The 17,837-nt window shown below is 66.5% G+C and carries 17 protein-coding genes and 3 tRNA genes; 8 read left to right on the forward strand and 12 right to left on the reverse strand.

Annotated features, from left to right (window positions below; genetic code table 11):
* The first annotated feature begins 285 nt into the window (after positions 1 to 285).
* From KOF26_RS13380 to KOF26_RS13395, 4 genes are all read left to right on the forward strand, one after another.
* Positions 286 to 585: a CopG family transcriptional regulator gene (locus KOF26_RS13380; protein ID WP_216325858.1), complete on the forward strand. Its 300-nt coding sequence runs from the start codon at positions 286 to 288 to the stop codon at positions 583 to 585.
* A 151-nt stretch (positions 586 to 736) separates the two neighbouring features.
* Positions 737 to 943: a helix-turn-helix transcriptional regulator gene (locus KOF26_RS13385; protein ID WP_216325861.1), complete on the forward strand. Its 207-nt coding sequence runs from the start codon at positions 737 to 739 to the stop codon at positions 941 to 943.
* Positions 944 to 1,863: 920 nt separating this feature from the next.
* Complete coding sequence (locus KOF26_RS13390) at positions 1,864 to 3,774, forward strand: ATP-binding protein (protein ID WP_216325862.1); 1,911 nt, start codon at positions 1,864 to 1,866, stop codon at positions 3,772 to 3,774.
* The gene (locus KOF26_RS13395) at positions 3,774 to 4,955 is read left to right on the forward strand and encodes a PP_RS20740 family protein (RefSeq protein WP_216325865.1); all 1,182 of its coding nucleotides are present in this window, start codon (positions 3,774 to 3,776) and stop codon (positions 4,953 to 4,955) included. Before KOF26_RS13390 ends, KOF26_RS13395 begins: the two co-directional genes overlap by 1 nt.
* Here KOF26_RS13395 and KOF26_RS13400 read toward each other — a convergent pair.
* Both KOF26_RS13400 and KOF26_RS13405 read right to left on the reverse strand, forming a co-directional pair.
* Positions 4,952 to 5,464 carry a very short patch repair endonuclease gene (locus tag KOF26_RS13400; RefSeq protein WP_216325867.1) on the reverse strand — a complete coding sequence of 171 codons (513 nt, stop codon included), beginning with the start codon at positions 5,462 to 5,464 and terminating at the stop codon, positions 4,952 to 4,954. The two genes, KOF26_RS13395 and KOF26_RS13400, sit on opposite strands and share 4 nt — an antisense overlap.
* 71 nt (positions 5,465 to 5,535) lie before the next feature.
* The gene (locus KOF26_RS13405; RefSeq protein ID WP_216325870.1) at positions 5,536 to 6,597 is read right to left on the reverse strand and encodes a DNA cytosine methyltransferase; all 1,062 of its coding nucleotides are present in this window, start codon (positions 6,595 to 6,597) and stop codon (positions 5,536 to 5,538) included.
* A gap of 477 nt (positions 6,598 to 7,074) precedes the next feature.
* Here KOF26_RS13405 and KOF26_RS13410 point away from each other — a divergent pair, with 477 nt between their 5' ends.
* Together KOF26_RS13410 and KOF26_RS13415 are read left to right on the forward strand one after the other, a co-directional pair.
* On the forward strand, positions 7,075 to 7,422 hold the full coding sequence (locus tag KOF26_RS13410; RefSeq protein WP_253201438.1) for an MbcA/ParS/Xre antitoxin family protein: 348 nt from the start codon (positions 7,075 to 7,077) through the stop codon (positions 7,420 to 7,422).
* Entirely contained in the window at positions 7,419 to 7,958 is a 540-nt protein-coding gene (locus KOF26_RS13415) for an RES family NAD+ phosphorylase (RefSeq protein WP_216325876.1), read from the forward strand. The genes KOF26_RS13410 and KOF26_RS13415 overlap by 4 nt, the downstream gene beginning before the upstream one ends.
* A 168-nt stretch (positions 7,959 to 8,126) precedes the next feature.
* On the opposite strand, the gene KOF26_RS13420 is transcribed toward KOF26_RS13415, so the two are convergent.
* The 6 genes from KOF26_RS13420 to KOF26_RS13445 form a co-directional block, all read right to left on the reverse strand.
* Positions 8,127 to 8,202: transfer RNA gene (locus tag KOF26_RS13420), tRNA-Glu, on the reverse strand.
* 56 nt (positions 8,203 to 8,258) lie between these two features.
* On the reverse strand, positions 8,259 to 9,632 hold the full coding sequence (locus KOF26_RS13425; RefSeq protein WP_216325879.1) for a class II 3-deoxy-7-phosphoheptulonate synthase: 1,374 nt from the start codon (positions 9,630 to 9,632) through the stop codon (positions 8,259 to 8,261).
* 76 nt (positions 9,633 to 9,708) lie between these two features.
* On the reverse strand, positions 9,709 to 10,812 hold the full coding sequence (gene wecB, locus KOF26_RS13430) for a non-hydrolyzing UDP-N-acetylglucosamine 2-epimerase (protein WP_363182251.1): 1,104 nt from the start codon (positions 10,810 to 10,812) through the stop codon (positions 9,709 to 9,711).
* Between the two features lie 78 nt (positions 10,813 to 10,890).
* Positions 10,891 to 11,565: a response regulator transcription factor gene (locus KOF26_RS13435; protein ID WP_216325885.1), complete on the reverse strand. Its 675-nt coding sequence runs from the start codon at positions 11,563 to 11,565 to the stop codon at positions 10,891 to 10,893.
* 66 nt (positions 11,566 to 11,631) lie between these two features.
* Positions 11,632 to 12,243, reverse strand: a complete 612-nt coding sequence (folE, locus tag KOF26_RS13440) for a GTP cyclohydrolase I FolE (protein WP_216325887.1) — start codon at positions 12,241 to 12,243, stop codon at positions 11,632 to 11,634.
* 23 nt (positions 12,244 to 12,266) lie between these two features.
* A tRNA-Arg gene (locus tag KOF26_RS13445) sits at positions 12,267 to 12,343 on the reverse strand.
* A 385-nt stretch (positions 12,344 to 12,728) separates the two neighbouring features.
* Here KOF26_RS13445 and KOF26_RS13450 point away from each other — a divergent pair.
* Positions 12,729 to 12,932, forward strand: a complete 204-nt coding sequence (locus KOF26_RS13450; protein ID WP_216325889.1) for a hypothetical protein — start codon at positions 12,729 to 12,731, stop codon at positions 12,930 to 12,932.
* 265 nt (positions 12,933 to 13,197) lie between these two features.
* A tRNA-Lys gene (locus KOF26_RS13455) sits at positions 13,198 to 13,273 on the forward strand.
* 20 nt (positions 13,274 to 13,293) lie between these two features.
* On the opposite strand, the gene rodA is transcribed toward KOF26_RS13455, so the two are convergent.
* Genes rodA through mreC form a run of 4 tightly spaced genes read right to left on the reverse strand, consistent with a single transcriptional unit; the run spans position 13,294 to position 17,835 of the window.
* Entirely contained in the window at positions 13,294 to 14,415 is a 1,122-nt protein-coding gene (rodA, locus tag KOF26_RS13460; RefSeq protein ID WP_216325892.1) for a rod shape-determining protein RodA, read from the reverse strand.
* A complete protein-coding gene (mrdA, locus tag KOF26_RS13465) occupies positions 14,412 to 16,433 on the reverse strand; it encodes a penicillin-binding protein 2 (protein ID WP_216325896.1) in 2,022 nt (673 codons plus the stop codon). Before mrdA ends, rodA begins: the two co-directional genes overlap by 4 nt.
* A complete protein-coding gene (locus KOF26_RS13470; protein ID WP_216325899.1) occupies positions 16,430 to 16,939 on the reverse strand; it encodes a rod shape-determining protein MreD in 510 nt (169 codons plus the stop codon). Before KOF26_RS13470 ends, mrdA begins: the two co-directional genes overlap by 4 nt.
* A gap of 5 nt (positions 16,940 to 16,944) precedes the next feature.
* On the reverse strand, positions 16,945 to 17,835 hold the full coding sequence (gene mreC, locus KOF26_RS13475; RefSeq protein ID WP_216325902.1) for a rod shape-determining protein MreC: 891 nt from the start codon (positions 17,833 to 17,835) through the stop codon (positions 16,945 to 16,947).
* Between the last annotated feature and the right edge of the window lie 2 nt (positions 17,836 to 17,837).

Below are 17,837 nucleotides of genomic sequence, written 5' to 3' on the forward strand. Positions count from 1 at the left end.
CTGTATTACAGCATATACGGCGTCTCATAAGCCACAGGTATCATCCTGAAATATAAGGAGGTTATTTGTAATACTTGTAATGCGACCCGATTTCCGGGGCGTGTCCCCGTGACCCGATGTGAGGGGGACCGGCTGGCGGTGATCGGGCAACGGGGAGGGGGCCGTCGACCCGATCCGGTCGCCTTCCCACGCTCCAACGCACCCTTGAAAATATCATTTCTAGGGCGTAACTGTATTGTGCTTCATGACACTCCGTGAGGGTCCCGGATTGGGAGTCCTTACGGCATGGTTACGATTGTTGTTCGCGTTGACGACGCGCTCCACGCGCGGCTGGCCCGCCGTGCCTCTGGCGCGAACCTGTCCTTCTCGGCCTTCGTGCGCGCGGTGCTCGAACAGGCGATGGACGATCGCGGCCGCTACGTCTTCTCGTCCCACGACGAGATCCTCGCCACCGCGATCCAGATCCTCTCGATCGTCGCCACCGCGGTCGGCCAACAATCGCCCCGCGCCCTCGAACAAGGCATGGCCGAGGCCCGAAGGATCCTGGCCCAACGCGGCCTGTTGGGCGGGGAGGGCGCACAATGAACGTCCTTCTTTGCCACCACCCGCCCGCCCCCGAACCCCGAGGCGGTGCCCCACACCCCACCAACGCCCCCCTGCTCTCCGATCAAGAGGGCAGGGAAGGGCGCCCCAAGCGCACCCCGCCAGCCCCGCGCCGACAGGGCGGAGGACAATCATGACGCCACACGAAAAGCCCCAACACCCCGCCGAACCCGAAGCCATCACGGTGAGGATCCCGACCGCGCTGCGAATGCTCGGCCTCAGCCGCTCGCAATTCTACCTGATGATGAAAGACGGCGAGATCGAAACCATAAAAGTCGGCCGCGCCACCCTCGTCGTGGTGGCAAGCCTCCACCGCTTCGTGGCGGCGAGAAGGCGGTGAGGGGTGGGGGCGGCGTGTATTGGCTGATAGTTGATAGGTGACTTTTAGAAGATCGCGACGGAATACTGTCATTTGCGAGGCAGGGGATCACATCTCACGCTCGCTTCCGCTCGCGATAATCGTTGACGGACCAGTAGGTCTGTTGAGATCTCAAGTTTCTCGGCGGTGCCACGACCAGGATTCGGAGAATCACAACCGATTTGGACCTTCTATTCAGGCTCAATCCGGTTCGATCCAGTGGGCTTTCAATACGGTGGGCCCGGATTCTGTCACTTCCGCCCCTCCGGCGAACAAAACCGCTTGCGGCGCTCCGCATGCTTTCAAACTTACAATATTCTTTGCTTCTTAGCCTACGGTCGCTAGCGTAGCATCGGACTGGGGGGCGCTGTTATTGTTTAGGCGGGGGATTGTCGGTCGAATTGCGGATGCGACGACCCCGTGGTCGCCGACGACTGACGGTGCGCGCGGTGAATGGCGATGGTAGCACTGCTCAGGCGGGTTGCCGCTCTCCTTCGCCGCATCTTTGGATTATCGCCGCAGTCCAAGGAGCCGCTTCCGGCTCCTTCCGATCCTTTGTCCGATCGGCGGCCAGGGCCCGAGAATCCGCCGCAAGAGCAGTCAGCGGAAGAGCAATTGGCCGTGGATGGGCAGGGTCCGAAGCAGACTGCGAGCGCCGCGAGCGAAATCGAGGAGGCGACCGCAGATGCTGCGAGCGGCGCCTCGGCGCCGCCCAGCGCAGAGGGAATCGAGCGGTCGGCGACATGCGGCCCATCGATCACGCTGTACCGCACATCTCATCAGTCCACAGTGAAGAGGGCGAGGGGGGCGGCAACAAGCCGGAAGGCATGGCCGGTGAACGATGTCCGGCAATTGCATCCGGGTGGCGCGCCGCGCATGGTCGTTCGGATGAGGGGTTAGCCATGAACGATCAAGCTGCTGAGAAGCTCGCCAACGAGATACACCGGGCGCGCGTGAGCGGAGATGTCGTTCACGCGACGCTTCGTGTCGACGATCGCGTCCTCGCGCGTGTCACCGATGGCATCTATCGGCGGCCTTCGTCCGCCTTCCGCGAGCTCATCTCGAACGCCTACGACGCGGACGCGACCGAGGTCATCCTCCAGACCGACGCGCCGCGTTTCGATCGCGTCGTTGTGCGCGACAACGGCCGCGGGATGTCGCCCGAATCCCTGGCCGACCTGGTGACGCACATCGGCGGTAGCTCGAAGCGTACGGCGAAGGGGAAGCGGCTCGGAACCGTCAGCGAAGACGATCCGACGCTATCGGTCGGAGGTCGCAGGCTGATCGGCAAGATCGGCATCGGGCTCTTCTCGGTCTCGCAGCTGACAAAGCACTTCCAGGTGATCACGAAGCGGCGCGGCGATGCGTTCCGTACGTCCGCCGTGATCGTGATGAAGACGCACACCGAGGAGATGCTCGCCGCCGCGTCCGAGGGCGATGTGTTTGAGACCGGCACGGTGAAGATCACCAGCGAGCCGGCCGCTGACGTCGACACGCAGGGGACCGAGATCATCCTGCTGGAGCTGACCCAGCAGGCGCGCGAGCTGCTGCAGAGCCTGGACCGGTGGTCCGAGCTGGATCGCGCCGAGGCCGGCGACATCGAGGGATTGCCCCCGAGCCCGCCCAGCTACCACATCGGCCGCGTGGCCGCCGACGACGCCGACATCTTCCTCGAGCGGCCAAAGCTGCCTTGGCTGGCGTCCGACAGTCCGAAGGACAGGTTCCGCAAGCTCTACAATGCAGTCCGCCAGGAGGTTCGCACCCGCAAGGCCACCCCGAATGTCCAGGAATCGCTAGACGGCTATCTCGGGATGATCTGGCTGCTCAGCTTGGCCGTGCCGGTGCCTTACATCGACAAGCATCCGTTCGAGCTGACCGCGGACGACGGCATCGGCTTCTACCGACTGACGAGCAGGACCGCGGAGGCGGTCGAGCTTTCGGACGGCGAGACGATCGGCGCGCATCTCGGGCTCACCAGTTCGGTCGATCCGGTCGGGCCGTTCCGCGTCCTGCTCGACGATGTCGAGCTGCTCCGCCCGGTTTCCTTCGACAGCCAGCTTCACGGCACCAGCGATATCGGGCGGCCTCTGATGTTCTTCGGCAAGGTAACATCGGGGCTTGGGGCCGTGCCGCCAGAGATCGGCGGGGGTGCGCTGTCCTTCGAGGCGTATCTGTACTGGAACCAGAAGATCACGCCAAAGGAGAACAACGGCTGTCTCGTCCGCGTGAACAATGCGAGCGGTGTTCTCTTCGACCCGTCCTTTCTGAGCTACCAGGTCTCCGAGCTGACGCGGCTGCGCCAGCTGATGTCTGAGGTCTTCATCACCGAGGGCCTCGACGCTGCGCTCAATATCGACCGCGAATCCTTCAACTTCAGCCATCCCCACTACCAGTATCTGCAGAAGTGGGTCCATTTCGCCGTCCGCCAGACGACCAACAAGTTGAAGGGGTTGAACAAGGAGCTCCTCGAGGCGAAGCGCGCGAAAGCTGAAGGTGCTCGCGTTTCCCGCCTGGAAACCCTGGTGGAACGGGTATGGCGGTCTCGCCGGGGAGTGGACTCGGAGCCGCCGCCGGAGGTGCGGTTGGCCGCCCGCGGCCAGTCTATGCTGACCGACCGTGATCGCGGCGTACTCGTCTTCGACGCGGATGCGCTTGAGGCCGAAGCGTCCAGGCGCGACAGCACCGTCGAGCCGGCCCAGCTCGAGGCTTTGGTGAAGGTGCTGTCCGCCTGGGGCTTGCTCGAGGAGATGAGCTGGGATGACCAGCAGTCGCTCCTTGCCGACATCGCCGCTGTGTTCGGGGTGCGGTCCTGATGGATGAGTTCAGCGACGCCGACATCGTCGGCCGCATCGCCCACCGCCCGGTCGCAGAGGAGCCGGCGCCGCGTCCGTTCAAGCCCTGGCATCGCCCGCGCAAGCAGTGGATCAGGCGATACCAGTGGCACGATTCGCTCGTCGACATGCTGCGGGAGACCCACTTTCCCGCAGACGCCCGCGTGATGCGCTACCTGAGCCTGCCCGGTGAGGATCTACTGGACGTGCGGGTTCTCCGCGAGGCTTGCGAGCAGGCTGGCGTGGATCTGCGTTTCACCGGCCTGAACGCGGTGGGCGCCGGCTCTGCGCGTGACGTGCAGCTGAACATCGCGGAGAGCGAGGTTCGCGGCCTCTCCGGCATACATAAAGGGTCGGCGATCCTGCGCGAGCGCTTCGAGACGGTCGCGAACACCAGGTCGCTGGCATTCGCCGAGGTGCGCGATGGCGGCCCGTTTCACGCGGTAAACATCGACCTGTGCGACCATCTCGCACTCCGCCCGCAAGACGGCGGAGGGCACACCATCATCGATGCGCTTGCGGAAGTGATTCAGCTGCAACTGCAGCACGCGATGCATCCATGGCTGCTGTTCTTGACTACCCGCGTCGCGCCAGACCAGATCGATGCGCGCAACCTAGCCGCGCTGATCAGGGCGGTCACCGATAACGTCGCCACCAGCGCCGCTTTCGGCGATCGGACGGCTGCGCTGCTCCGCGCCGAGGCGGACGGCCTGCAGGCGGCGCTCGATGATCCAGCGAGCCTCGATCCCCAGGCGTTCATGAATCTCTTCGCGCTGGGTTTCGGCAAGTGGCTGCTGAGGTTCGTCGGCGCGGCCAATCCCGGGCGCACGCTCCGGATGCTGCCGAGCTGCTTCTACGCCGTGCGCCCGGATCGACCGGACATGCTGTCACTTGGTTTCCGGTGCGACGTGCCACGCGCCCCGGCGCAGGACCGGTATGCGCTCGTCGGCGAGCGCTGGGCTGACCCTGTCGCTGCCGAGGTGAATCACGCGATGGGACTCCTCGACGAGACAGAGCGACTGATGGATCTCGACGCGACACTGGCCGGCGACCACCAGTTAATGGAAGCAGTCACGATTGAATCGGCAGCGCTCCTGCGCGCCGCTCACTACGACGTCGACGGTAACCCCGGTTATCGCGGGTGGCTGGACGCAGCTGCTTAAAAATCCCTTGGATCGCGGGGCCTGACACGGGCTGGTGCAGGGCCCAAGCCATCATCCGGACCATCGTGGTGGGGAAGCAGGATATCTGGCTTGCGCTGCGGCATTAATTCCAGGAGTCGGGAATTGAGCCCGGGTTTCCGCGCCTCGCATTCCCAGATCACCTCGACGTTCCAGCCGAGCGCAGCGAGTGCCGCCGCCGCAGCGGTGTCGCGCTCAGAATTTCGCCTGAACTTCTCCGCCCAGTATTCCTGCCTAGTCCGTGGCATCCGCGCATCACGGCATCCCGCGTGCTGATGCCAGAAGCATCCGTGAACTAGGATAACGGTGCGGTGGCGGGGTAGCACGATATCCGGCTTGCCGGGCAGATCACTGCGGTGAAGGCGGAAGCGGTAGCCAAGCCGATGGAGGGCTCGCCTGACCATCATCTCCGGCTTGGTATCCTTGGATCGAAAGCCCGCCATCATTTTGCGGCGCGCCTCCGCCGAAAGGACGTTGCCAGCTGGTTCCATTTACCTCAGCTTGGGCGCCGAGGGTGTGGTTTCAAGGCGCCACGGCTCCGCGACGAGCCGGTTTGCCATAACTATGCGCGAGCACGCGCCTCTGTGGCGGACATCCCGGCCGCCGGCTCGCGTGCGCAGTCGAGCGCGGCTATTTGGGTTCGAATCGACAGCGCGACCGCCGATGCGACTGGCGGCGGCACGGCCTCGCTGATCTGGACGATCTGCGAGGAAAGGCTGCCGATCAGCTCGTATCTCGGTGGGAACCCCTGGAGCAGCATCGCCTCGTAGACGCTCAGCCTGCGCGTGCAGCTGGGATGGATGTGCACCTCGCGGTGCCCGTAAGCGACCGTGGGGCTAGGTTTATCCCATGCGAGGGTCTTGAAGCTGCGGTTGCTGCCGTCACCGGGCTTGAGCGCGCCCGGAGTGGTGAACTTCGCCGACTTCGGCTTCATGCACCAGTGATTGACATGGTGCGGGATCCGGTCCGAGGTCAGCCCTCGCTTGTAGTAAGTCGCGTCGGGTAGGTGGCCAATCGCTTGTCGGACGTCCGGCCGGCGGCCATCGGCAGTCGGTATCTTCGGCGGCGGCGTCCACTTCGCGTCGCCGTAGAGGTCGCTGTTGAACCCAACCAGGAAGAGGCGCTCGCGGATCTGCGACGTCGAGTAGTCTGTGGCGAGGAGCACCGCACGGTTCAAGGTGAATCCGGCCTCCTGGAATGCCGACTCGTATCGTCGGAGCCGATGAGCGTGGCGCTCGCTCAGGAGCCCGGTCACATTCTCCATCACGAAGAATTTGACCGGGTTGCGCTCGTTAAGAGTTCCAAGCAGCTTCGCGTAGGCGAGCGGCAACGAATGTCGCGGATCCGCATCGAGGTACACGGTGTTAGCGCGGCTGAAGCTCTGGCAAGGCGGCCCGCCGATCACACCCTCGGGTGCGAATTCGCTTCCATGTAGCTCGTCGAGCTTTTCGAGGGTGAGCTTCGACACGTCGCCGACGTGCCCGTGGGAGGGACGGCTCTTGCGGTTGTGGTTGTAGGAGGCGATGCTGTCCTTGCGCAGATCGAACGCCAGACCGACTTCGTATTCCCGCGCCTCGAACCCGACATCGAGTCCGCCTGCCCCGCAGAAGAGGCTGAGTAGCATGCAACGCCTCCCCGGATTTGAATCCGAAACGTAGACGCGGGAGGGCGCGCGTGCAAGCTCGATGCGCGCGGTGAGATGATCTTTCATTACTTGATGGGCTCAATCGGTCGAGGGTGTCAACGAGGTCGATGGATGGCGGCGGATTGAGGTTGGGGAAAGGGTTTGGCGACACGCTGAGGGCGTTCTTCGATGCGCTGAACTACGAGCCACTATTCGCGAGTGGATCGCTCTGGACGGTGGCGGGCGGCGGTCGCGACTTAAGCTACCGACTACTTTCCGTCCAATAGGTGCCGTTGGCCGGGCAGCTAGGCGAACGGCCGCTTTTTAGGTTCGGATAAGGCAGCGCTGAACGACCGGTTGGGGCGCAAGCAGCTGGAGAGGAGCGAGGCCACGGCATCCCGTTGCTAATCATGGTTCTGCCCCATATATTGCCCCTGTAGCAAGGCGATTTGTGAGGCGGATATGGCGTCGGCTTTCTTGACTGATGTCGCTGGCCGGGAAGGCGCGGTGTCACCCGAGGTGCTTTCCGGGCGACTGAGGATCAGCAAGGGGGAGCTCGCACTGGCCCTGGGGCTGTCGCGGGATTCGGTGTCGAAGCGCGATCGGATCGGTTCGCCCGCCACCCAGCGGCGGCTTCGGGACGTCATCGAGATCATCAATCGCGTGATCCCGTGGGCGGGTTCTGAGCTGGCTGCATTCGCCTGGTACAGGTCGCAGCCGATACCATCCTTTGGAGATCTCACGGCCGAGGATCTGGTCGTCGCGGGGCGGGGCGAGGTGGTGAAGCGCTATCTTAGCCGGATCGCGGAGGGCGGCTTCGCTTGAGCCTGCCCGTCGAGGCGTTTGAGGGCATCGTCTATCGCGCGCATCATCCGCGTTGGGCCGTTGATCCGGAATCGGGGGAGGGGGCGAGCCGCCATGGCGGGCGCTTCAACCGGCGTGGGACGCCGGCGCTCTATGCGTCGCTCCGGGTGGAGACGGCTTGGCTGGAGGCGCAGCAGGGTTTTCCATTCAAGGCGCAGCCGATGACGCTGTGCGCCTATGCGGTGCATTGCGTGGATATCCTTGATCTCAGCTCGGCGGATGTCCGGCGGGCGGCGGCTGTCACCCTGGAGGAGCTGGCCTGCCCATGGGAGGATCTCGCCGATCGTGGTCATGAGCCGCCGAGTTGGGCGGTTGCCGCGCGTCTAGCCGCTGAGGGCATGGCCGGCATCATTGTCCCGAGTTTCGCGCATCGGGCCGGGTCGGACGACCGCAACCTCATCCTGTGGAAATGGGGTCGGGAAAAGCCACACCAGCTTCGGGTTATCGACGATCATCGCCGGTTGCCGAGCAACGACCTGTCGTGGACCGCCGACTGATTCGCGGCCCGCGAATCGGACCCGCTCAGTAGCCCCGCCGAGGCCGATCGCGACGGTCCGAAAAACCATCCCCCGACGTCCACGGACATATGCCGTTTTCCATTTGGGATGTATTGGGGATGTTCTGGCTTTGATCCGCCGTGCTATCGGCTAAGCCATTGAAATCCCTGGTGACCCCTACGGGACTCGAACCCGTGTTTTCGCCGTGAGAGGGCGACGTCCTAGACCGCTAGACGAAGGGGCCGTCTGGGAGGAGGCGCCCCCTTATGGAGAGAGCGCCGCCCCGTCAAGCGTTGATGTTCACGCCGCCGCCTTGTGGCGTTCGCGCAGCTCCTGGTTGAGCATCTCGGCGAGCAGGAACGCCAGCTCCAGCGACTGGCCGGCGTTGAGGCGCGGGTCGCAATGGGTGTGGTAGCGGTCGGCCAGGCTCTGCTCGGTCACCGCCACCGCGCCGCCGGTGCACTCCGTCACGTTCTGCCCGGTCATCTCGGCGTGGATGCCGCCGCCATGGGTGCCCTCGGCGCGATGCACCGCGAAGAAGCCGCGCACCTCGGCGAGGATCCGCTCGAACGGCCGCGTCTTGTAGCCGGTCGATGCCTTGACGACGTTGCCGTGCATCGGATCGCACGACCATATCGGCGTCCGTCCCTCGCGCTTCACGGCGCGGACCAGGGCCGGCATGTGCTTCTCGATCTTGTCGTGGCCATACCGGGTGATCAGCGTGATGCGCCCGGGCTCGCGGCCCGGATCAAGCACGTCGAGCATGCGCAGCAGCACGTCCGGATCAAGGCTTGGCCCGCATTTCACGCCGATCGGATTACCGAGGCCGCGCAGGAACTCGACATGCGCCGAGCCCTCGAAGCGGGTGCGATCACCGATCCACAGGAAATGGGCGGACGTGTCATACCAGTCGCCGGTCAGGCTGTCCTGGCGCGTCAGCGCCTGCTCATAGGGGAGCAGGAGCGCCTCGTGGCTGGTGTAGAAGCTGGTGCCCTTGAGCTGCGGCACCGTTTCCGGATCGACGCCGCACGCAGCCATGAAATCCAGCGCCTCGCCGATGCGGTCGGCCATCTCGCGATAGCGCTCGGCCCAGGGGCTGCGGCCCATGAAATCGAGCGTCCAGCGATGCACCTGATGCAGGTTGGCATAGCCGCCCTGCGCGAAGGCGCGCAGCAGATTGAGCGTCGCCGCCGACTGATTATAGGCGCGGATCATGCGCTGCGGATCGGGCGCGCGGCCGGCCTCGGTGAAAGCGATGTCGTTGATGATGTCGCCGCGATAGCTGGGCAGGGAGAGGCCGTCGGCATCCTCCATGTCCGCCGAGCGCGGCTTGGCGAACTGCCCGGCCATGCGCCCCAGCTTCACCACCGGCAGCTTCGAGGCATAGGTGAGCACCACCGCCATCTGGAGCAGCACGCGGAACGTGTCGCGGATGTTGTTGGGGTGGAATTCCGCGAAGCTCTCGGCGCAATCTCCGCCCTGGAGCAGAAATGCCTTGCCGGCCGCGACCTCGGCCAGATCCTGCTTGAGCGCGCGCGCCTCGCCGGCAAAGACCAGCGGCGGATAATGGCTGAGTTCGCTCTCCGCCGCGGCCAGCCTGGCCGCATCGGGATAGGCCGGCAGCTGCCGGGCCTCGTGATCACGCCACGTCTCCGGCGTCCAGTTCGCCGTCATCTCTCGTCTTCCCAAAAGCCTGAAGGGTGGGTTTCCTTGCGCGTCCGGGCGCGTGAAAGCAACCGCAGCTTTTCTATCAGCGTGATCGCGCGCGCAGATAGTGCAGGCAGGCCTTGATGATGTGCCGGGCGGCCCGCCCGCGCCCGAACGGGAAGCGCGGTACAGCCATCGCCGCATATGCCCTGGGATCGTCGAGCAGCCGCGTCGCCGCCGCGACGATGCGATCGGCGTTGGTGCCGACGAGGCGGAGGCTGCCGCTGGCGAGGCCCTCCGGTCGCTCCGTCACCTCGCGCAGCACCAGGAGGGGCACGCCGAGCGCCGGCGCCTCCTCCTGCATGCCGCCGCTGTCGCTGAGGATGAGATGCGCCGCCGACATCGCCGCGACCCATTCGGGGTAGGGTAGCGGATCGCTCAGCGTGACCTGCGGCACATCGCGGAGCGCCGCCTGGACCGGGGCGCGGATCGCCGGATTGGGATGGAGCGGCAGCAGGATGCGCACATCGTCCCGCGCGGCGAGCCGGGCGACCGCCGCGCAGATGCCGTCGATGCCGTCGCCGATCGCCTCTCGCCGATGACAGGTGACGAGCACCAGCCGCCGCGGATCGGGCGGGGCGGGCGGCAGGCGCGCCCGCATCGTCAACAGCGCGTCGATCACCGTGTTGCCGGTGATCAGCACCTGACCGCGCACCGCCCGGTCGGCGCCCAGATTGGCGGCCGCCTCCGGCGTCGGCGCGAACAACAGCGCCGCGATACGATCGATGGCGACGCGATAGCGCTCCTCCGGGAAGGGCCGATCCATGTCGTAGGATCGCAGCCCCGCCTCGACATGGCCAAGCGGGATGCCGAGCGAGCGGGCGGCCAGCGCGGCTGCGTAGGCCGAACTGGTGTCGCCCTGAACCAGCACCAGGCCGGGCCGGGCGATGGCCAGCCAGCTTCCGACGGCGGCCTCGATCGCCGCCTCGCGCGCTTCGAGCCCGTCGGCGCGGCGCGGGATGGCGAGGCGATGAGCGGCTGACAGCCCGAAGGCGGCGAGCGCATCGTCGCACATCTCGCCATGCTGGCCGGTGGTGACGAGGCTGGTCGGGAGGCCGGCATCGCGAGCGGCGATGATCACCGGGGCCATCTTGATCGCTTCCGGCCGGGTGCCGATGATCACCGCGATTCCGGGCTCGCTGCTCACCGGATTGAATGGCGGGACACTTTGCATCGCCGCGATGCATAATCTGAATAACCTGCGACAACCACAAATTACGTAATTTCAGGGATTCAGTGGCAATGTGAACCCCTGGCGGCGCACCGTGCGGATAAGAGGGGTGCCGGCCACCACCTCCAGCTTGCCGCGCAGGCGGTACAGGTTGACGTCGATCACGTTCATCTGTGGCTCGATGCTGTGTTCCGGCCAGCACGCGGACCACATCTGTTCGCGCGAAACGATCGTGCCGGCGCGCTCGATGAGGATCCGCAATATGTCGAACTCCTTGGGGCTGAGGTCGATATGGCGGCCACACCAATGCGCACTGCGGGCGCGAAGCCGCACTTCCAGATCCCCCAGCACATGGGCCTGCGCGCCGGTCTCCGGCCGCGACCGGCGCACCAGAGCGTCGAGGCGTGCGACCAGTTCCTCCTCGTCGAACGGCTTGGCCATGCAGTCATCCGCGCCCGCACGCAGCCCGGCGACGCGGCGTCGCGCCTCGTCGCCTTCGAAAAGCAGCAGCGTCGGCACGTGCGCGTCCACGGCGCGCAACTGACGCAATGGCTCCAGATTTTCATCGAGGCCGTCGAGGATCAGCACGTCATGACGTGCCGCGCCGATCCGGCGCAGCATCTCGCCGGCGCGCGTCACGCAGGTGACCTCGTGCAGCTCGGCCTGCGCCAGAGCGGAGACGACGCGCCGGGCGCCATCCCGCCCATCTTCCAGCAGCAAGACCCGCATAGTCCCCTCCGGAGGGGGGGAACTTCCACGATCGCGCGTTACGGCGCAATAGCTTGGCCGGGCGGCCTAATAGCCCATCAGGGCCAGAACCTCGCGCCGGGATCGCTCGTCCTCGCGGAACACGCCCATCATCCGGCTGGTCGTCATCGCCACGCCCGGCGTGCGTACGCCGCGCGCCGTCATGCAGGCATGGCTCGCCTCGATCACCACTGCGACGCCATGGGGGTGGAGATGCTCCCAGATACAGTCCGCCACTTCGGCGGTCAGCCGCTCCTGCACCTGCAGCCGGCGTGCGAAGCCGTGTAGCACGCGGGCCAGCTTGGAGATGCCGACGACGCGGTGGCGCGGCAGATAGGCGATCGCCGCCTTGCCGATGATCGGCGCCATGTGGTGCTCGCAATGCGACTGGAAGGGGATGTCCTTCAACAGCACCACCTCGTCATAGCCGCCCACTTCCTCGAAGGTGCGGCTGAGATGGTGGGCGGGATCCTCGCCATAGCCCTGGCAATATTCCTTCCAGGCGCGCGCCACGCGCCTCGGGGTGTCGAGCAGCCCCTCGCGGCCCGGGTCGTCGCCGGCCCAGCGGATCAGCGTGCGTACCGCGTCCTCGACCTCTGGCGGCACCGGTAGCTTCGCGGGCGGGGCGACCAAATCCCCATCGGTCGGCTCTTCGGCCACGGCAATCTCGAACTAGCGAAACCTGGTGGCCCCGGCAGGACTCGAACCTGCGACCTGCGGTTTAGGAAACCGTCGCTCTATCCGGCTGAGCTACGGAGCCACGCGCCCCACCTATCGACCATTTTCACCCAACGCAAATCGGCGGCGACAGGCGCCAGGTTGCGGCCGTCAGCGTTCATTAAGCCTCGCCAGCGCAAGGGTTTGGCTGAATGACGCAATCGATCACGTTGATCCTGATTCATCGCCGCGTGGTTTTCGATGCGAACGTCCTATGATGTGCATATGTCATGCAGCTGCAAACAGTGTCGGCCAAACAGTTCGCCTGCTCCCTCAGGGGCAGAGTTGGTGGCTTGTGCGTCGATTGGTTGCCGGGCTTACGCTGGCGGTGCCCGGGCACGTGAAATTCATGGCGTCCGGATTGCGTCGAGGATGATCACGGTGCGCCGAGTCGGAAGGGGAGGCGTTCCTTTTTTACGTGAAAGTGAATGATGGTGTATGTTGATCTCGGCTGGCCGATGGCCGCCGCCGCCGGGCGCGGCGAGGAGGCGGCCCGGCTGATGCTGGAAGCGTTGCGCATTCTGGATGAGATCGGATCGCCCGCCGCCGGGCATCTGTCGATGGCGCTCGACGATCTGGGCGTCGCTACGCCGATCCCACGTTTCGCCTTCACCGACCTGGACATCGGCTAGCCGACCGCGCGCGCCTGCGAGACAAATATGTCGCATCGCCCGCAATCGTGAAAAAATGGCGGGATTCCGTCACCGCTGTGGTGCCGGCCTCTCTATAATCAACATGAGTGCTGGCGAGGCTGATGCCCTGCCACGCCTCGCTGATCGAACCTTGGCGGCCGTGCCGACTGGCGCGGCCGCCATTTTTCGAATGGCTTCCGGGATAGCGCTTTACAGACCCCCATACCCCTGCTAACCGGCCGCCTCCCAAGCCGATCCGGCTTACGGACGCATAGCTCAGTTGGTAGAGCAGCTGACTCTTAATCAGCGGGTCCCAGGTTCGAGCCCTGGTGCGTCCACCATATTTTCGAAGTTGCCGAAATCAGCCGCGGTAGCGGCGGCCGCCGCGGTCGGCCTCGCGATCGATGGCCATCAGCAGCCCCAGGCACAGCATCACCGTCATTACCGCCGACCCGCCGAACGAGACCAGCGGCAGCGGAATGCCGACCACCGGCGCCAGCCCCATCACCATCATCAGGTTGATCATCACGTAGAAGAAGATGGTCGTCGAAAGGCCGGCCGCGGTGAGCCGCGCGAAGCGGGTGTTGGCCCGCCGGGACACACCCAGCCCCCATTGGCAGAGCAGGATGAAGGCGACGATCAGGAGCAGGCCGCCCATCAGTCCCCATTCCTCGGCCATGGTCGCGAAGACGAAGTCGGTCTGCCCCTCGGGCAAATAATCGAGGTGACTCTGGGTGCCTTGCAGGAAGCCCTTGCCGAAGATGCCGCCCGAGCCGATCGCGATCTTCGACTGGCTGATGTGATAGCCGGCGCCGAGCGGATCGCTCTCCGGATCGAGGAAGATCAGCACGCGGTTGCGCTGATAATCCCGCAGCACGAAGAAATAGGCGAGTGGTGCCAGCGCGCCGAGCGCGAGCCCGCCGCCAACGAACAGCCGCAGCGGCAGCCCGGCCAGAAACATCACCGTCAGCCCACCCGCGGTGATCATCAGCGCCGTGCCGAGATCGGGCTGCAGCATGACCAGGAACGCCGGCACTGCGATCAGCAGCGCCGCCGGCCAGATCGCGCTCCATCGCCTGACCTCGCCCGACGGCAGCATGTCGTAGAAGCGCGCCACCGCGAGGACGATCGCCGGCTTCATCAACTCGGAGGGCTGGAGACGGACGAAGCCGAGGTCGAGCCAGCGCTGGCTGCCGCCCGCAATGCCGCCGAGAAGCTCCACCGCAAGCAGCGAGACGAGGATCATGGCATAGGCCGGCAACGCCGCCTGGCGCAGCCGCGCTTCGCCGATATGGGACAGGATCACCGCGCCGAACATGAACGCGATCAGCTTCACCCCCTGCGACAGCGCCCATGGCCGCATTGATCCGCCGGCCGCCGAATAAAGCACTACCAGCCCGAATCCGCCGATCAGCAGCACCAGCAGCAGCATCCGCCACGGCAGGCGCGCGAGTGCGCTGGGGATCAGCGTCTGGCGGCTCATCGCGGCACGTCCGGACTGGGCGGGATTTCGGCGGCGGTGTCGGTGGCGGGGCCGGGCGGCGGAGCGGGAGGCGTCTGGCCGATCGGCGTCGGCGCGGTGGGGGCGGCGTTGGCGGCCTGGGCGGCGCGCCAGCGCGTGGACTTGGCGGCCATCCGCGCCATGATCCCGCCGCCCCATTTCTCCTCATTGGCCTCGAGCGTGCGCATCGCGCGCGGCTGGTCGAACAGATAGGTCATGATGTCGCGCGCCACCGCCGCGGCTTCCGCGCCATGGCCGGCATGCTCGAGCGTCACGGCGGCCGCGTAGCGAGGCGTGTCGGCGGGGGCGAAGCAGATGAAATGGCCGTGGTCGCGCAGCCGCCACTCGCCGCTGTCGCCGAGCGCCTTGGCGCGGCCGGCGAGGCGATCGGCCATGCTGATGCGGCGGACCTGCGCCGAGCCGGTCTTGCCGGCCAGCAGCACGCCCGGCACCTGCAGGCGCGCGACCGCCGCGGTGCCGCCGCCATTCACCACCGCGCTCATCGCCTCGCGGACGAGGGCGAGATGCTCGGGGTCGACATCCATCGCCGGCGGCACCGCCTCATTGGGCTCGTGGATCAGCCGCGGCTCGATCTTGCGACCCGAGGCGATGCGCGCCGCCATCACCGCCAGCTGTAGCGGATTGGTGAGCATATAGCCCTGGCCGATCGAGGTGTTGACGGTATCGGCCACCGTCCACGCCTTCTTGTATTTCTGCTCCTTCCACGCGGCGTCGGGAACGGTGCCGAAGCGCTGCGAGACGACGGGCAGCGGGTATTTCTCGCCGAGCCCGAGCCGGCGCGCCATCGCGGCGAGCCGTTCGATGCCGAGCTTGCGCATCATCGTGTAGAAATAGATGTCGCAGCTCTGCGCGATGGCGCGGCTCATGTTGATCGCGCCGTGGCCACGCCGGGACCAGCAGTGGAAGGTGCCGGCGCCGACGCGATAGGCGCCGGTGCAGCTCACCGTCTCGTTCGGATCGACGCCTGCCTCCAGCAGCGCGAGCGCGTTCATCGGCTTGACGGTGGAGCCGGGGGGATAAAGCCCCTGCAGCGTCTTGTTGACGAGCGGCAGGTGATCGTCGGCGGAAAGCATATTCCATTCGGAATGGCTGATGCCGGCGGAGAAGCTGTTCGGGTCGTAACAGGGCATGGAGGCCATGGCGAGCATGTCCCCCTTGGCAACGTCGATCACCACCACCGATCCGGACTGATCGCCCAGCCGCCGCGCCGCATAATCCTGCAAGCCTGCATCGACGGTGAGATGGAGATATTTGCCGGGCACCTCCGGGCGCATCGTCAACTCGCGCACCAGCCGGCCGCGCGCCGTCACCTCGGTGCGCTTGGCGCCGGCGCGGCCGCGCAACGTCGCGTCCATCGTCTTTTCCAGCCCCTCCTTGCCGATGCGAAAGCCCGGCGTGATGAGCAGCGGGTTCTTCTCCCGCTCGTAATCCTCAGCCGAGGCCGCGCCGACATAGCCGACGAGATGGCCCACCGCCGGCCCCGTCGGGTAATGGCGCGCAAAGCCCCGCGACGGGGCGACGCCGGGCAGGTCGGCGAGCCGCAGGTTCACCGCGGCATAACGATCCCAGTCGAGGTTGGACGCGACCTGCACCGGCCGATAGCCGGCCGCCTTGGCGAGATCCTCGTGGATGCGCTCCACCTCGTCCTCGGGCAGGTCGAGGATGGCGCGCAGCGTCGCGATCAGCGCGTCCGCATCCTTCACCCGATCGGGGATGAGATCGACGCGCAGATCGGGGCGGTTGACGGCGATCGGCTTGCCGGAGCGGTCGACGATCCACCCGCGTCGCGGCGGTACCAGGATCGACTGGACACGGTTGCTCTCCGCGAGATCCGAATAATGGGCGTTCTCGGCGATGGCGAGCCACGCCATGCGGCCGGCAAGCACCGCGCCAATGCCCATCTGCGCGCCGCCGATGAACAGTGCACGGCGGGTGAAGGTGAAGCCCTGCTGGGCCTCGGTCAGCACCTTGCGGGTCATTGCGGCAGCCGCCACACGTCGAGCTTCGCGCACACCCGCTGCGCCAGCGGGAACAGCAGGATCGCGGCGACCAGCGTCGGCGCCGTCATGCGCAGCGCGCCCGCCCCGCCCATGAACCGCGCCACCGCCCAGCTGCCGAGCGTCGCCACGCCGCAGGCCACGCCGGCGAACAGCCATTCCTCCCACCAGCCGCGCCAGCTCATGCGATCCTCCGCCGCGTCGATGGCGAGCAGGATCGCCGTCCACAGCACCATCGCCGTGCCCAGCGGCCGGCCCGAGAGGAGATCGTCGGCGAGCCCGAGCGGCAGCCCGATCCACGCCGGCCAAAGCTCCGGACGGAGCAGCCGCCAGCCGAGCAGCATCAGGAGACCGACCGGTGGCAGCAGCGGCACGCTTGCCACCACCGGCAGCAGCACGAACGCCGAGCCGATGATCGTCGAGATGACCGGTACCGCCGCGGCGCGTCGCCGCATACGGCGCAATTCCGTTTCGTGCAGGCGCTGCATCGCGCTCATTGCGCCAGCGTCGGTTCGGCCCGCGACGCTTGGTTGGCCGGTGGCGGCGGGGCGAAGGGGCGCTCGACGATGACGAAGTCGAGCCGGGCGGGGTCGGCGAGGGGGCGCGCGATCGCCACGTCCTCGCGCCGCTCGGTGACGAGCGCCACCGGCACGTTGGGCGGGAACACGCCGCCGATGCCCGAGGTGACCGCGATGTCGCCGGGCTGGAACGGGTTGGCGCCGGCCGAGAGCGGGCGCAGCTCGACCATCCCGTCGCCGCGTCCGGCAGCGAGCGCGGGAGCGCCGTCGCGCAGGCGGCGCACCGGCACCACGCTGCCGCCGTCGGTGAGCAGCATCACCCGCGAGGCGAGCTGGCCCGCCTCATAGACCCGGCCGACCACGCCTTCCGAAGAGCGCACCGGCATCCCCGGTCGCACGCCGTCGCTCCGTCCGGCGCCGATCGTCGCCATGCGGCGGATATCGCTGGCGGTGGAGCCGAGGATGCGGGTCGAGGCGACCCGCTCGGGCGAGCGCTCGATCAGCCGGGTGAGGCGGCGCAGGCGGCGATTTTCGGCGCTGTCGATCTGCGCCTGGACGAGCTGTTGCCGGGTCGCCACCAGCTCGGCGCGCAGGACCCCGTTTTGGGTTCCCGCGTCGAGATAATCGCCGATGCCGTCGAATACGTCGCCGAGGCTGCGCACCCCCGATCGCCCCGCCGCCGAGATGGGGGCGGTGAGGTCCAGCACGCCCGCGCGCAGCAGCGCGAAGCCCGGCGGATCGAACCGGGCGACGAGGATCAGCCCCAGCCCCACCACGATGCCGGCCACGGCCACGACATAGCCAATGAACAGGCCGTATTGAGCGCGGCGGGAAAAGCCGGGGCGCCGGTTTGACGGCGGCGCCATGA

Source organism: Sphingomonas quercus (assembly GCF_018863195.1).
Classification (GTDB): Bacteria; Pseudomonadota; Alphaproteobacteria; order Sphingomonadales; family Sphingomonadaceae; genus Solisphingomonas; species Solisphingomonas quercus.

Coding starts and splice junctions, on each gene's coding strand:
- KOF26_RS13380 (WP_216325858.1), top strand. CDS start 286: ATGGTTACGATTGTTGTTCGCGTTGACGACGCGCTCCACGCGCGGCTG.
- KOF26_RS13385 (WP_216325861.1), top strand. CDS start 737: ATGACGCCACACGAAAAGCCCCAACACCCCGCCGAACCCGAAGCCATC.
- KOF26_RS13390 (WP_216325862.1), top strand. CDS start 1,864: ATGAACGATCAAGCTGCTGAGAAGCTCGCCAACGAGATACACCGGGCG.
- KOF26_RS13395 (WP_216325865.1), top strand. CDS start 3,774: ATGGATGAGTTCAGCGACGCCGACATCGTCGGCCGCATCGCCCACCGC.
- KOF26_RS13400 (WP_216325867.1), bottom strand. CDS start 5,464: ATGGAACCAGCTGGCAACGTCCTTTCGGCGGAGGCGCGCCGCAAAATG.
- KOF26_RS13405 (WP_216325870.1), bottom strand. CDS start 6,597: ATGCTACTCAGCCTCTTCTGCGGGGCAGGCGGACTCGATGTCGGGTTC.
- KOF26_RS13425 (WP_216325879.1), bottom strand. CDS start 9,632: ATGACGGCGAACTGGACGCCGGAGACGTGGCGTGATCACGAGGCCCGG.
- KOF26_RS13435 (WP_216325885.1), bottom strand. CDS start 11,565: ATGCGGGTCTTGCTGCTGGAAGATGGGCGGGATGGCGCCCGGCGCGTC.
- KOF26_RS13450 (WP_216325889.1), top strand. CDS start 12,729: ATGATGGTGTATGTTGATCTCGGCTGGCCGATGGCCGCCGCCGCCGGG.
- rodA (WP_216325892.1), bottom strand. CDS start 14,415: ATGAGCCGCCAGACGCTGATCCCCAGCGCACTCGCGCGCCTGCCGTGG.
- mrdA (WP_216325896.1), bottom strand. CDS start 16,433: ATGACCCGCAAGGTGCTGACCGAGGCCCAGCAGGGCTTCACCTTCACC.
- KOF26_RS13470 (WP_216325899.1), bottom strand. CDS start 16,939: ATGCAGCGCCTGCACGAAACGGAATTGCGCCGTATGCGGCGACGCGCC.
- mreC (WP_216325902.1), bottom strand. CDS start 17,835: ATGGCGCCGCCGTCAAACCGGCGCCCCGGCTTTTCCCGCCGCGCTCAA.